This window comes from Pseudomonadota bacterium (assembly GCA_013285465.1).
Taxonomy (GTDB): domain Bacteria; phylum Pseudomonadota; class Alphaproteobacteria; order Micavibrionales; family CSBR16-224; genus CSBR16-224.
Genome location: CP053449.1, coordinates 2,602,644 through 2,615,143, shown reverse-complemented (window position 1 = coordinate 2,615,143; position 12,500 = coordinate 2,602,644). Strand labels below are relative to the sequence as shown.

14 protein-coding genes and 1 pseudogene are annotated in these 12,500 nt (G+C 53.2%); 9 read left to right on the top strand and 6 right to left on the bottom strand.

The features are described 5' to 3' along the window. The first annotated feature begins 69 nt into the window (after nt 1-69). The 6 genes from deoC to HND56_12550 all read left to right on the top strand — a co-directional run bounded on the left by deoC (nt 70) and on the right by HND56_12550 (nt 3,120). Nucleotides 70-1,113 carry a deoxyribose-phosphate aldolase gene (deoC, locus tag HND56_12575; GenBank protein QKK06462.1) on the top strand — a complete coding sequence of 348 codons (1,044 nt, stop codon included), beginning with the start codon at nt 70-72 and terminating at the stop codon, nt 1,111-1,113. A 6-nt stretch (nt 1,114-1,119) separates the two neighbouring features. Beyond that, nucleotides 1,120-1,410: a hypothetical protein gene (locus HND56_12570; protein QKK06461.1), complete on the top strand. Its 291-nt coding sequence runs from the start codon at nt 1,120-1,122 to the stop codon at nt 1,408-1,410. Nucleotides 1,411-1,431: 21 nt separating this feature from the next. After that, a complete protein-coding gene (locus HND56_12565; GenBank protein QKK06460.1) occupies nt 1,432-1,704 on the top strand; it encodes a hypothetical protein in 273 nt (90 codons plus the stop codon). A gap of 6 nt (nt 1,705-1,710) precedes the next feature. Continuing rightward, nucleotides 1,711-2,046 carry a FliO/MopB family protein gene (locus HND56_12560; GenBank protein QKK06459.1) on the top strand — a complete coding sequence of 112 codons (336 nt, stop codon included), beginning with the start codon at nt 1,711-1,713 and terminating at the stop codon, nt 2,044-2,046. Then, nucleotides 2,033-2,824, top strand: a complete 792-nt coding sequence (fliP, locus tag HND56_12555; GenBank protein QKK06458.1) for a flagellar type III secretion system pore protein FliP — start codon at nt 2,033-2,035, stop codon at nt 2,822-2,824. Before HND56_12560 ends, fliP begins: the two co-directional genes overlap by 14 nt. A gap of 125 nt (nt 2,825-2,949) precedes the next feature. Then, the gene (locus HND56_12550) at nt 2,950-3,120 is read left to right on the top strand and encodes a hypothetical protein (GenBank protein ID QKK06457.1); all 171 of its coding nucleotides are present in this window, start codon (nt 2,950-2,952) and stop codon (nt 3,118-3,120) included. Nucleotides 3,121-3,130: 10 nt separating this feature from the next. Here HND56_12550 and HND56_12545 read toward each other — a convergent pair whose 3' ends face one another. Both HND56_12545 and HND56_12540 read right to left on the bottom strand, forming a co-directional pair. After that, a complete protein-coding gene (locus HND56_12545; GenBank protein QKK06456.1) occupies nt 3,131-3,883 on the bottom strand; it encodes a ComF family protein in 753 nt (250 codons plus the stop codon). Nucleotides 3,884-3,899: 16 nt separating this feature from the next. After that, nucleotides 3,900-5,450, bottom strand: coding sequence for a M23 family metallopeptidase (locus HND56_12540; GenBank protein ID QKK06455.1), 1,551 nt, complete (start codon nt 5,448-5,450; stop codon nt 3,900-3,902). A 264-nt stretch (nt 5,451-5,714) separates the two neighbouring features. Here HND56_12540 and fabI point away from each other — a divergent pair, with 264 nt between their 5' ends. Further along, on the top strand, nt 5,715-6,539 hold the full coding sequence (fabI, locus tag HND56_12535; GenBank protein ID QKK06454.1) for an enoyl-ACP reductase FabI: 825 nt from the start codon (nt 5,715-5,717) through the stop codon (nt 6,537-6,539). Nucleotides 6,540-6,541: 2 nt separating this feature from the next. Here fabI and mnmE read toward each other — a convergent pair whose 3' ends face one another. Continuing rightward, the gene (mnmE, locus tag HND56_12530) at nt 6,542-7,906 is read right to left on the bottom strand and encodes a tRNA uridine-5-carboxymethylaminomethyl(34) synthesis GTPase MnmE (protein ID QKK06657.1); all 1,365 of its coding nucleotides are present in this window, start codon (nt 7,904-7,906) and stop codon (nt 6,542-6,544) included. Nucleotides 7,907-7,953: 47 nt separating this feature from the next. Further along, nucleotides 7,954-8,274, bottom strand: a pseudogene (locus HND56_12525) ((2Fe-2S) ferredoxin domain-containing protein). Nucleotides 8,275-8,391: 117 nt separating this feature from the next. Between HND56_12525 and HND56_12520 the strand changes: the two are divergent. Next, nucleotides 8,392-9,123 carry a dienelactone hydrolase family protein gene (locus HND56_12520; protein ID QKK06453.1) on the top strand — a complete coding sequence of 244 codons (732 nt, stop codon included), beginning with the start codon at nt 8,392-8,394 and terminating at the stop codon, nt 9,121-9,123. A gap of 35 nt (nt 9,124-9,158) precedes the next feature. Beyond that, nucleotides 9,159-10,952: a hypothetical protein gene (locus HND56_12515; GenBank protein ID QKK06452.1), complete on the top strand. Its 1,794-nt coding sequence runs from the start codon at nt 9,159-9,161 to the stop codon at nt 10,950-10,952. A 5-nt stretch (nt 10,953-10,957) separates the two neighbouring features. Here the strand turns inward: HND56_12515 and hemJ are convergent, their stop codons facing one another. Further along, on the bottom strand, nt 10,958-11,389 hold the full coding sequence (gene hemJ / locus HND56_12510) for a protoporphyrinogen oxidase HemJ (GenBank protein QKK06656.1): 432 nt from the start codon (nt 11,387-11,389) through the stop codon (nt 10,958-10,960). Between the two features lie 27 nt (nt 11,390-11,416). Further along, the gene (gene hemH, locus HND56_12505; protein ID QKK06451.1) at nt 11,417-12,499 is read right to left on the bottom strand and encodes a ferrochelatase; all 1,083 of its coding nucleotides are present in this window, start codon (nt 12,497-12,499) and stop codon (nt 11,417-11,419) included. Nucleotide 12,500: the final 1 nt, after the last annotated feature.

Below are 12,500 nucleotides of genomic sequence, written 5' to 3'. Positions count from 1 at the left end.
GCAAATTGCTTGAAAACCGTGCTCTCTTGCTCTATGATGCCACCCTATCGATACTGCAAGGAGGCGCAAATGTCAACAACGCACTCAACAACGAGGCAAGGCGATGGCGCCGGTCCCGTTGTCCATCATTTAAATGTTAAACCGTCCCATACTGACGGTCACGCCCATGCCCGCAACCCCGGAACGGATTTAAATCTGGACTGGCTGGATCATATTCAGGCCAATTTCAGCGCCATTGAACGCCGCACCAAAACACTGGGCGGCCGCCGCAGCGTGAAGAAACAATGGCAGGCCGCATGGCTTTTGCGCGCAATCTCCTGCATGGATCTTACGACATTGTCCGGCGATGATACCAAAGGCCGCGTCCGCCGCCTTTGCGCCAAAGCAAAACACCCTGTCCGCACCGACCTTCTCGAAGCGCTCGGCGCACAGGATCTGGATTTAACCGTCGGCGCCGTCTGCGTCTATCATGAAATGGTACCGACCGCCGTTGCCGAACTGAAAGGCACCAATATCCCCGTTGCCGCCGTTTCCACAGGCTTCCCGCACGGGCTGTCACCGATGCCGCAGCGTATCAAGGAAATCGAAGCCTCCGTCAAAGCGGGTGCAAAAGAGATTGATATCGTCATCACCCGCGCCCATGTGCTGACACAGAACTGGCGCGGTCTTTATGACGAGGTCTCCAAATTCCGCGCTGCTTGCGGTGAGGCGCATCTGAAAGCGATTCTCGCAACGGGTGAGCTTGCCACGATGCGCAATGTCGCCAAAGCCAGCATGGTCGCCATGATGGCAGGGGCTGATTTCATTAAAACCTCGACAGGAAAAGAAAGCATCAATGCCAATCTCGACGTCTCCCTGGTGATGGTCCGGATGATCCGCGAATATTTCGCCGAGACCGGTTACAAAATCGGCTATAAACCCGCAGGCGGTATTTCCACGGCAAAAGATTCGCTGGCTTATCTTGCCCTGATGAAGGAAGAACTCGGCAATGACTGGCTAAAGCCCGATCTGTTCCGTTTCGGTGCCTCCAGCCTGCTGGGCGATATCGAACGCCAGTTGGAACATTACGTCACCGGACATTACTCCGCCGATTACCGCCACCCGATGGCGTAACTTTCCATGACGGATGAGATTTCCGAAAAGGATAAACGCAAAACCGCCGTCGCACTGAAAAGTTACGACGAGGAAACGGGCGAGTTCAAACTTCCGAAAATCACCGCGTCAGGTTATGGCGTGATTGCCGAGCAAATCATCGCGCTGGCGCGTGAAAAAGGCATCGAAATCCGCGAGGATAGCGATCTTGCCGAAATGCTGGCCCAGATCGGCACGGAAAGTTCCATCCCCTCAGAAGCTTTGGTTGCCGTTGCCGAAATTTTGGCCTATGTTTATAAGGCAAACGGAAAACTTTAACACAAGGCACGAGGCGCCCCCATGTCGGCACAGGAAATTACTGCGCGGATCGAGCAGGTCAAAACCTATATTCAGGACTGCGAAAGACGCATTACAAAAGGCGAAGTCATCCCGCTGGTCGGGCTTGATAAAAATGTCGAGGACATCTGCAATGATATCGGTGAACTGCCGGAAAATGAAGCCGCAGGGATGGAAGAAAAACTCTCCGGTCTGATCGGCGCTCTGGACAAGCTGGTTGCCGCCATCCGCAATTTTGAATCCGAAACAGACGGCGACGAAAAAGATACGGACTGACCCCTTATGGATTCTTCCTTCTACTATTTCAAGGTTCTTGCCGCCTTTGTCTTTGTCATCGCCCTGATGTATCTCATCGGCTTTGCGGCAAAGCGCTGGGGCGGGCAGGCTGTTGCAGGTGCCGCAAAAAACGCGAAAATTTTCAGTAATACCCGCGGGCGTTTAAGAGTTGTTGATTCCACGCCGCTGGATTACCGCCGCCGCCTCGTCCTGATCGAATATAATAAAAAAGGCTATATGATCATGCTCGGCCCGCAATCCGAAAGCCTTATCGCCGCCGGAATCACACTTGATAAAAAAGATCTGGAAAAACAGGAGCCGGAGGCGCATGAAAAAGCGTAAAGCCCTGCATTTCCTGCTTGCTGCTGCAGCGCTGCTTTTTAGCTGCGCGGCGCTGTTCCTGCCCGATGCCGTGCTGGCGCAAAGCATCACGCTTGATCTGGGTGAAAATGCCGTCGCAGGCGGAGGCGGCGGCTCTATGGCCGGACGTGTTGTCCAGCTTGTCGCCTTAATGACGGTGCTGTCGCTTGCGCCGTCTATTCTGGTGATGATGACCTCTTTCACCCGTATCGTCATTGTGCTGTCTTTCCTGCGGACGGCGATGGGAACGCAGCAAACGCCTCCCAACAGCGTTCTGATCAGCCTCGCGCTGTTCCTGACTTTTTTCATTATGTCGCCGACACTGACCGCCGCCTATGAAGACGGCATCGCACCGCTGGTGAATAACCAGATTGAAGAAGTACAGGCTTTCGAGCGCACAACGGAACCCTTCAAAAAATTCATGCTGAAAAATGTCCGTGAAAAAGATCTGGAGCTGTTTCTCGGTATTGCCGAAAAACGCACAGGGCTGGAACGCGTTGAGGAAGCAATGGACACGCCGCTGCAGGTTTTGATTCCGGCCTTTATGATTTCGGAACTGCGCCGCGCTTTCGAGATCGGCTTCCTGTTATTCCTGCCCTTTCTGGTCATTGATATGGTGACGGCCTCGATCCTGATGTCAATGGGGATGATGATGCTGCCGCCTGTGATGATTGCGCTGCCCTTCAAAATCATCTTCTTTGTGCTGGTTGATGGCTGGTATCTGGTCGCGGGCAGCCTGCTGCAAAGCTATAGCGGCTGACAAAAAACAAAAAGACGCCGCCGCAAGAATATTTCATAACATCTTCCCGCTTTTCTGATTTCTTGACAAATACCTGAAAAATATGGTGTGATAGGCCGTTGTTTCAACTTTTGGAGAGAAAATTCATGCGCTATAACCCCGCCCGGCAACTCGAAACCTCAGACCGCATTACCGCAATGATCGAACGCGCCACCATGGTTGAAGAACGCTATTTCCTCTCGGAACAATCCCCCAAGCGCCGCAACGCGGCAGCAGATCCGGTCTTTTACGAAGACGACTGCAAAAAATTCTCTTAAAAGAAACAAACTATGTCAGCAAAACACGCGCCAGCGTCAGGACGAAGACGCTTTTGGCGCCGTTTTTCTTCAATGCCTTCGTGCAGGCATTCAGCGTTGCGCCGCTGGTATAGACATCATCAATCAGTAAAAGATTTTTGTCCTTGATCACCGCGGCTTTCCCCGGTGGCACGGCAAAGGCGCTTTGCATGTTTTTCTGCCGCTCCGTTTTGTTTAATCCCTTCTGCGGCGGCGTTTTGCGTGTGCGCTGCAAAATAAAGGGATCGAAAACAATGCGGCAGTTTTCCTGTTTCTCCAGCGCCCGCGCCAATATTGCCGCCTGATTATAACGCCGTTTAAACAGCCGCTGCCGGTGCAGCGGTACGGGCAGAACAATATCGCTTTCTGCAATCAACGCACCGCCTGTCCGCATCAGCCAGCCGGTAAAGCTGGGGGTCAAATCCAGCCTGTCACCATGTTTGAAAGCCAGAATCATTTCCCGCCCTGCGCCCTCATAGACAAAAACGGAACGGGCGCGGTCAAATTCCGGCGGCGCATCAAGACAGCTGCCGCACAATGTGCCGTCTTCATTCCCCGGCATATCCTCTGTTGTAAAATCGAAAGGCAAGCCGCAGCAAATACAGAACGGACGGTCAATAAAGCGGATTTTCGACCATGAGGATGCTGATAATGTGCCGGAAATATCGACAATTTCTCCCGTCACCGCACAGCGCGGCGGCAGGACAAAATCGACGAGTTTGGAGAGCGTGTGCGTAAACCTCATAACGCAACCGGCCCCGTCAGTTGCTGCGGGTATTATTCAGGGACGCATGGCGCGTTGCAGACTTCTTGAGCAGGGAGACATATTGCGCGCGGGTTTGATTAACAACGCCGTGGAAAATTTCAAGATCTTTCCCCGCCAGCTTTTTGCCTTCCTGCATTTTAACCTTACGCGGATCGGCCTGATGACCGTTCACCACGACTTCATAATGCAGATGCGGTCCCGTTGAACGCCCTGTTGTCCCGACATAGCCGATAATCTCGCCCTGTTTGACACGCGCACCGCTTGTCAGGCCTTTTTTATAACGGCTCATATGTGCATAAGCGGTTTCCAGACCGGCATGATGGCGGATTTTAATAAATTTGCCGTAACCGCCTTTCGTCCCCAGATAAGCAATACGCCCGTCGCCCGCCGCATAAATCGGCGTTCCCGTCGGTGCGGCAAAATCCAGACCGCGATGCATTTTTGAATAACCGAGAACCGGATGTTTCCGCATACCGAAGCCCGAGGACAGGCGCGCGCCGTCAATCGGTGTCCGCATCAGTGCCTTGCGGATGGATTTTCCGGTCTCTTCATAATAGCCGATATCGCCTTCGCTGTCGGTAAAGCGGTAAACTGCCGTATCCGCGCCGCGCAGATTCAAATTGGCATAGACGATTTCCGCCGATCCCGGAACGGCTTTCCCGTCTTTGGTCATCGACAGCTTATACATGGCTTCAAAATTGTCACCGGGGCGGATATCGCGCTGGAAATCCACCGCCCAGGAATAAATGCGGATCATCTCGAGAATGGCGCTATCCGGCATCCCCTGATCCGTCGCGGCTTTATACAGGGAACTGTCGATATCGCCGCGCGCGGAAAAATACACATTCTGGGTCGGCACAGCCGTTTCTTTCACACCGTAACGTCCGTCATCCAGCGCAACCAGTTTCACGCCGTCGATCAGATTTTTGCGGATTTCCATGCCTTTAAAATCACCGCCGTCAAAATACAGTGCCAGTTTCTGTCCGGCTTTCATATCGCGGGCAGGGTCATAGACATCTTTCACGGCAAGGCAGATATCATAGGTCTGCGTTGCCGTCAGCCCGCCCTTGTCGTTCAGGATGGAACCCAGCGTATCGCCGGAGGAGATGGTGATTTTTTTTGCCGTCAACCCGCCTTTGATAACAGCTTCCTCAACTTTCAAAAAAGGCTTTTTGGACGGTGTAAGAACTGCGGCAACCGGCAGGGCGGTTTCTTCCGCTGTCAGGCGCACGGCATTTACCGGCGCATTGTTATCGCTCTCTGCAAAAAGTTTGTTTTTCAGCGGCACCAGCATATCAGTCAGGTCGATAGGACCGGAGGCATTTCCCGCTGCCGGCGCAATCATGCTCATCTGCGCTGCGGCATCTTCCTGATCTGCGGAAACAGGGGCTGCGGCGGCGGAAATCTGGTGAATATCGAATACTTTATCCGTGCCTGTCAGGGCATCCTGCTGCGGTTCGCCTGCCAAAACCAAAAGCGCCGCCAATGTCGCAAATCCAAAGACAACATAACGCAGACGGAATTTCGGAAAGCTTGTTACGCGCATTTCTCCCTCAGGGGCGCTGTATCGCGGGTATTGCTCTTGCACATCACACCTTTTTGGTGGTTGGTTTTCGCTCGATTCTTATTCGTAGCTATATCACATATTCATTGTAGAGGAAAGACTTGAAGGAAAGTTGAAGAATAACTAAACCCTTATTAAACTCTAGCACAAATTATATATATTGTGTATTGTTTGCCCGAACGCTTTTTCGGCAGGGGCTAAAAAGGCGAGTGTTTAAAACAAGTTGGAAGAGACGGAAACAAAACTATGTCTGAGCTGATGTCTGGAAAACGCGGTCTGGTTATGGGTGTTGCCAATGACAGATCCATCGCATGGGGTATTGCCGAGAAACTGCATCAATGCGGTGCGGAACTCGCCTTCACCTATCAGGGCGAGGCCTTGGAAAAACGCGTGCGCCCGCTGGCGGAAAAAACCGGTTCAAAACTGGTTCTGCCCTGTGATGTTACGGATGAGGCCGGTCTGGATGCTGTTTTCGAGACGCTGGAAAAAGAATGGGGCAAAATCGACTTCCTGATTCACGCCATCGCCTATTCCGATAAAAACGAATTAACAGGCATGTATGTTGATACCAGCCGCGATAATTTCATGATGACGATGGATATTTCCGTCTATTCCTTTACCGCCGTTGCCCGCCGCGCCGCCAAACTGATGAGCGACGGCGGCAGCATGGTCACCATGACCTATTACGGCGCGGAACGCGTGATGCCGCATTACAATGTCATGGGCGTTGCCAAAGCGGCTCTGGAAGCCTCCGTCCGCTATCTCGCCAATGACCTCGGCCCGCAGAATATCCGCGTGAATGCCATCAGCGCAGGCCCGATCCGCACACTGGCCGCCAGCGGTATCGGCGATTTCCGCTATATTCTGAAATGGAATGAATATAACTCCCCGCTGCGCCGCAATGTCACGATCGAAGATGTCGGCGGTGCCGGCCTGTTCCTGCTTTCCGATCTCGGCGCAGGCGTGACGGGCGAGGTGATGCATGTCGATTCCGGTTATCACACCGTCGGCATGGCTGCTGTGGACAGCGCCGCGCAAACAGCGGAGCTGCTTTCCGGCATTAAAAAATAAGATCACTTCCCGATACAGAAATCGCGGAAAATAACGTCGAGCAAAGCCTCGACATCGACGCGGCCTGTCAGCCTGCCCAATGCACGCAGCGCCAGCCGTAAATCCTCCGCTGCCAGCTCGGGCAATTCCGCCGCCAGTGACTGTTCCAGCGCCGCGGCGCTTTCTTCCAGCGTATCGCGGTGACGCTGCCGCGTCAGCAGCGGCGCATGATCTTTCGGCAGCGCCCAACGCTGCGCCAGCTCATCCGTCAGCCGTTTCAGGAAGAATGTCAGCCCGTCCCCGGTTTTCACGGAAAGCGGCAACACCCCTTCAGGAAGTTTCACATTCTCCGCCGCATCGGTTTTATTGGCTACCAGCAGCGTTTGCACATCAATCTCTTTAAAAAACGCCTTATCAAACCCCTCTGCCGCATCGAATAAAAACACCTTCAAATCCGCCTCCGCCGCATGGCTGCGCGCCCGTGCCATACCTTCTTTTTCAATCGCATCCTGCGTCTCGCCGCGCAGCCCTGCCGTATCCGTCAGCGTCACCGCATAACCGCCCAGATTGAGATGCGCTTCAATCACGTCGCGGGTCGTCCCCGCCGTTTCGGACACAATTGCCACATCACGTTTGGCCAGCGCATTCAGCAGGCTTGATTTTCCGGCATTCGGTGGGCCCAGTATCACAATTTTCAGGCCCTCACGCAGCCTTTCACCTTTTCTGGCATCATCCAGATGCGCGCGCATATCGGCCAGCAATTCCGCAATTTGCGGCCGCAGTTCTTCCGCGATACCGTCAGGCATATCCTCGTCAGGGAATTCGATTTCCGCCTCCTGATAGGCCAGCATCTGCACCAGCCGCGCCGTCCAACCGTCATAAAGCTGTTTCAGGCTGCCTTCATATTGTGCGGCGGCCAGTTGATGCTGGATTTCGGTTTCGGCATTAATCATATCGCCGACAGCCTCGGCCTCGGTCAGGTCAAGCTTGCCGTTCAAGACTGCCGATTTGGTAAATTCTCCGGCTTCCGCGGGGCGCAGCCCTTCACAGGCTCCCAGCGCCGCCAGCATTGCCGCCACACCTGCCGTACCGCCATGGGTATAATATTCCACCACATCTTCGCCGGTGAAACTGGCGGGTGCCTGAAAATAAACCGCCAGACCGCGGTCAATCACATCGCCGCTGACAGGATGCATCATACGGCAATAGGTCGCCTTGCGCGGCGGCAGGGATTTTTTCCGTTTTGTCAGGGCGTGATAGCTGTTTAAAGCCGCTGGGCCGGATACGCGGAAGACGGCCACACCGCCTTTGCCGGGCGGGGAGGACAGGGCAAAAATCGTCATACTTCTTTCCCCGTTTCTTCCGGCTCTGTTTTGGGCGGCATACATTGCATGACACAAGCCAAAGACTCTGCCTGCGCAGGTGTCAGTTCCGTCTGGTCGTTTTCCAGCTGCAACCTTTCGACAATTTTTCCGCCAAGCAAATGTGTTTCAAGAATCTCGTCCACATCCTCGCGCGTGGCGTAATGGTACCAGACCCCTTCGGGATAGATCACCATCACAGGCCCCAGCTCGCAGCGGTCAAGACAACCGGCCTTGTTGATGCGCGTTTTCTCGATGCCGAGCTCTTTTGCCCGCACTTTCATGTAATTCTGCAACGACACACCGCCTTTTTCACGGCAACAGCCGCGTATATGGCCTGCAGGCCGTTCATTATTGCAGCAAAAAACATGCGCTTTGTAAAAAGACTCCGTCATCTCCATGAATTTCTTTATGCTCCGGCCTATACAGCCTGATTTTGTTGCGATATAGTTTTACGGGAGTTTATCAGAAAACCTTCACGGTTTCTATAAGGCTTGAGGAGCTTTGCACATATGACCGACATCACGATCAAAAGCAGCGACGGCGGTACATTTTCAGCCTATCTCTCCGGACAAAAAGAAGCGGAGGACGGCGCACCGGTTGTTATCGTCATTCAGGAAATTTTCGGTGTGAACGGCGTCATGCGCGCGATTTGCGACAATCTGGCCTATCAGGGCTATGTCGCGGTTTGCCCCGATCTGTTCTGGCGGCAGGAGCCCGGCATTCAACTGACCGACCATACGGAGGAGGAATGGGCGCGCGCTTTCGAACTTTATCAAGGTTTTGACGAAGAAAAAGGCGTGGAGGATCTGATCGCCACCATCAATCATATGCGCGGCTATCCCGGCACAAACGGCAAAGTCGGCACGATCGGCTTTTGTCTTGGCGGCAAACTGGCCTATCTGACGGCGGTAAATTCCGATGCGGATTGCAATGTCAGCTATTACGGCGTCGGTATTCAGGATGCGCTGGACGGCGCTGAAAAGATTAAAAAGCCGCTACTGATGCATATCGCGGAAAAAGATCAATTCGTCCCGCCGGAAGCGCAGGAAAAAATTATAAAAACACTTTCGGCTTATGACCATATCGAAATTTTCCATTATCAGGGCGTTGACCACGCTTTCGCACGGATCGGCGGCGAACATTTTGACGAGAATGCCGCCCGCGAAGCCAATGTCCGCACCGCGGATTTCCTCGCGCGTAATCTTTTAACGGCGGAGCAACGCAAAGCCTCCGAAGCGTAATATTTTTTAATAAACTGTTTTAAGGATATTTTTCCTTGCCGGAAACAGACGACACAGCAACGCAGACAAAGAAGGGGGCTGCAACACCGCCGCCTTCACAAACGCAGACACCGCCGCCTGTCCGTGCCGCCGTGCCGCCGTCTTATGTCTGGGGAAAAGAACCCTATCCCCCTGAAAAGGGCGTGCCTGATCTGGCCGAGACCGCCGCAAAACATATCACGGACTGGGTTACCGGTAACGGACTTTCCGGCACCGATGTCCGGGTCGCGAAGAAAAAACAGGATGTTTTTGCTTTTGATATCCCGATTACTTTGCAACTAACGCCCACAATCATCGAAAGCCGCACCGCCGGACAAGACAAAACAGGCACTTTTTGTAACTCCAAGCTGGAGATGCAGGAAAAAATTGCGGCTTTAAAAACACAGAATTTAAGCAATCCCAAAACCGTCATTCTGGCCGGTGAATATTTGAAAAAAGCACCGCTGCTGGGCTGGGGAAGCCAACAAAAATTCGCCCTGAAAGAATTAAACGCAGACTATACCTGTCACGAAAAATGCCCGAAATGCAAAGGCAAAAAACAGGATAAATGCGGTTACTGCCACGGCAAAGGCCAGACCCCCTGTATCGAATGCAAGGGTTTCGGTAAAACCGACTGCCTGCGCTGTCTGGGACTGGGCGAACTGCCGGGTGCGGGCGGCACAAAAATAAAATGTCCGGAATGTTTCGGTAAAAAAGACGCTATTTGCCGTGAATGTCGCGGCTTGAAATATATACAATGTCCGAAATGCCGCGGCACGAAATATGTCGGCTGCACGGAATGCAACAAAACCGGCTATGTCAGTCTTCACAACAGCGTCGCTTTTGAAGCTTTCACGAATATGAGCATCAGTACCGCCAATATGCCTGCGGAAATCCGCGACCTGCTGGAGGCAACGGGCGGCGAAACCAAGCTGGCGACGGAGCAGCATGCGGCAATTTCCATGGTCATGCCCGATCCTGAAAGTCTTGATGCCCTTACGGCAGCGGCAGCAGCAGCGGCAACACCCGCAACAACATCACCGCAAACGGCGGGACAGCCTGCGACGCAAGCAGCTGCACACACGCCGCCGCAGGCGGAACTGCATTACCATGTTGAAATTCCATACGGCACGGCGGAGTTCTCCATCGGCGGCAAACGCTATGATGCGCAGCTTGCCGGATATCAATCCTGTATTCTGCATATTGATGATTTCCTCGACCCGCAGGTAAAATCCGGCATTGCCGCCCTGCAAAAAATCGTCAAAGGCCCGATGGCGACCGAAGCCCTGATGAAAACCGCGATGAAATTGCGGCTGGTCAAAGATGTTTTCTCCCATACCGGCAGTATGACGAAAAAGAAAATGCTGCAACATGTCAAAACCCTTTATCCGCGCGGATTATCCGACAAATATGCGAGAGCCTGTGTTGTCTTTGCAGATCAGGCCATCAAATCATTGACGGATAAGCCGCGCAAAGTCGGCGCCGCCGTCGGCACAACAATCGCCGCCGCATTGGCGGGCGCGTGGTTTTTTGCCGGCCTCCGCGGTATGGCGCTCACACCGGAAACCCCCGCGAATGAACAGATGATCTATGATTTCACACTGGCGGGCGGACTTGCCGTCATGGCTTATTTCACCGTGCGTTTTTTCGGTGCCGGTGCCTTGAAGAAAGTCATGTCGTTTCAAAGCGCTGATGCCGGAAAGCAGGCGCTCCCCCCCGGCGGCATGTCGGGCATGCTGGCAGCAATTATGACGCTGGTGATTTTCTTTGCCCTGGCACTGCTTATGCCGGAACGCCCTGCCTGGCTTTAAAAAACTCAGCCGGAAAACGGGCGGACAATCACCATAATGACGATAATAATCATCAAGACCGTCGGTGCTTCATTGGCAAAGCGGTAGAATTTTTGTGAGCGGGTATTTTTATCCGCGTCAAAATTCCTGCGGCTTCTGGCAAAAAAGGCGTGTACAAGCTGCATCAGCACCAGACAGGTCAGTTTGACATGCATCCACGGGTTCTGCAGCAATGACGGATTGCTGTACAGCATACTCAGCCCCAGCAGCCATGTGACGATCATCGCCGGATTGATAATCAGGCGCAGCAAGCGGCGTTCCATGATTTTCAGCGTTTCTGACAGCTCCGATCCCGTTTCCGCTGCGCAGTGATAAACATAAAGACGCGGCAGATACAGCATTCCCGCCATCCAGCTGATAACCGCGATGATATGAAGCGCTCTTAACCAGTCGTAGATTCCCAGCAAAAAATCCTGCATATTTTTTTATCCTTTTTTCAAGATTTGATAGGCACAGTTTTTATATGTACCCGGACAGATCCGCCCGCGCGAATGTCCGCAATACAGTGCGGGTTGCGGGCGCTGATCCAGCACATAATGCACAAGATCCGCCAATCCGTCGATAAAAAGCGGATGCGTTCCCGCCGTTGCGACGCGGACAAAATCCGGAATACCCAGATGCCGCGCAGTTTCGCGGTATTCATTTTCAATTTCAACCAGCGTTTCCACATGTTCCGAGACAAAAGCATGCGGATAGACCAGAATGCCTTTACCGTCCTGCGCCGCCTTATTCAAAGCCTCATCCGTCGACGGCGTAATCCATTTCATCGGCCCGACGCGACTTTGATAACAAATTTCCCAGTCAATATTTTCAATCCCCGTTGCCGCTGCGATTTTTGCCGCCGATTCCTCACATTGCCATTGATAGGGGTCGCCTTTTTTTACGACTTTCTCCGGCAACCCGTGTGCGGAAAATAACACACGATACTCAATATGCGGATTCAGGCGGCGCGCTTTCTCCCAGGCGCTGCGGATACGGTCGGCCGAGGCGGCGATAAAACCGTTTTGAAACGGCCAGCAACAAACCGGCGTCGTATTGCAAACAAGGCCGTGTTCACCGGCGGCTTGTTGCCAGTCTTCAATCGAGGATTTCACCGTTGTGGTGGAATATTGCGGGTAAAGCGGCAGTAAAACAACATGTGAGGGGTTGTAATCCTTCACATCCAGCACAACCTTACCGCTGCGCGGATGCCAGTAGCGCATGGTCGTAAAAACACGCACCGCGCCAAAACCCTGCGGCAGGTTTTTCTTTATAGCGGCTTCCAGCGCCTCTTGCTGCGCCCGCGTATTTTTCAACAAAGGTGATTTATATCCCAGCTCGCGATAGGCTTCCAGCGCGGCACCTTTTGACCGGCGTGAAGCAATCAGCTTTGCGATCATGCGCCGCAAAGGATAGGGCGCGCCGATGATATTCTTGTCGGAAAAAAAATTCAGCAGAAACGGATAAATGTCTTTGCGCCCCAAAGGGCCGCCAAGATTCATCAACACAACTGCCAGTCTGCGTGCCATT